This window comes from Bartonella sp. CL63NXGY (genome assembly GCF_042194905.1).
Lineage (GTDB): Bacteria > Pseudomonadota > Alphaproteobacteria > Rhizobiales > Rhizobiaceae > Bartonella.
In genome coordinates this window covers 1-947 of sequence record NZ_JBHINK010000069.1, presented here as the reverse complement: position 1 = coordinate 947, position 947 = coordinate 1, and the positions used below count along the sequence as shown (strand labels likewise).

Annotated in this window: 1 protein-coding gene; it reads right to left on the bottom strand. The window is 47.4% G+C overall.

Features of this window, described 5'->3' with window-relative positions:
- On the bottom strand, positions 1–947 hold a 947-nt coding region (locus ACFIK0_RS09265), incomplete at both ends, for a DUF4815 domain-containing protein (protein WP_375663892.1).

The window sequence follows — 947 nt, the reverse complement described above, 5'->3', positions numbered from 1 at the left end:
TCATCATAGGGGGCAACCCGTGTGCCATCATTGACCACAACCGGCGTTTCAAGCCAATTGTTGGTAATGGTTGCAAGGGACAACACATCATCAGGGACACTGGGTGCCATGGGGTGATCTGATGAAACTCCTTTGATATATACGACATTGCCCCCCGTGTTCAGTCCTATGCGGTCAATGCGGGGGAGTTTGTAAGTGTAACTGACGATAATATCACCACCCTCCGCACCCCCTGAGACTGTGATTTCCTGCGCTGTTACTTTATCAGCGGTGATTTTTGCGCGGTAACGGTAAGTCACCTTATAGCTGCTCCCCGCTAAAGGTTCGTCTCCCACGGGTGCCCAATCAATGGTGTCTCCGGTTTTTTTAAAATCTGTGCCTTCTTTAAATTCCTTGCTTCCTTGAACGATTTTTATAAACGCGGTGATGCTTTTATCAGGAACACCATCACGCCCAGCGGCAACGGCACCACGGGTGACGTTAACGGTTTTTTCTTTTGTCAACAAAAGAGACTGAATATCGGCAATAGGAAAATAATAGGGTTTAAAGGTAAAACTTGTTTTCCCTTTTGAAGGCGCAAAAATATGCGTTTCGCTTGGAACAACGCTTGTCGAAAAATCTTGCATCTCTTCATGGCGCAAGGCGGCAAGGCGTTTACGTTTAAAGCCATTGATATTGGCTTCTCCTTCTTGAATACTAAACACTTGGCAACCGTTATTGGCTCCCAATGCGCTCACACGGCAGCCACTCACGATATAATGTCCATGGGCACGGTCGTACGTCGCAATGGCTTGCATGGCAGGTTCAAGGAGTGAGGGTGATTTTTGATCAATCAGAACACCATCTTGTAAGATATAAACGGGAAAGAAAGTGCCATTCTGCTCATCCTCTTTTAGTGCCCAAACAAGCTGTGCTGTTTCGCGTGCGGCACCAGGCTCTCCTTCTGC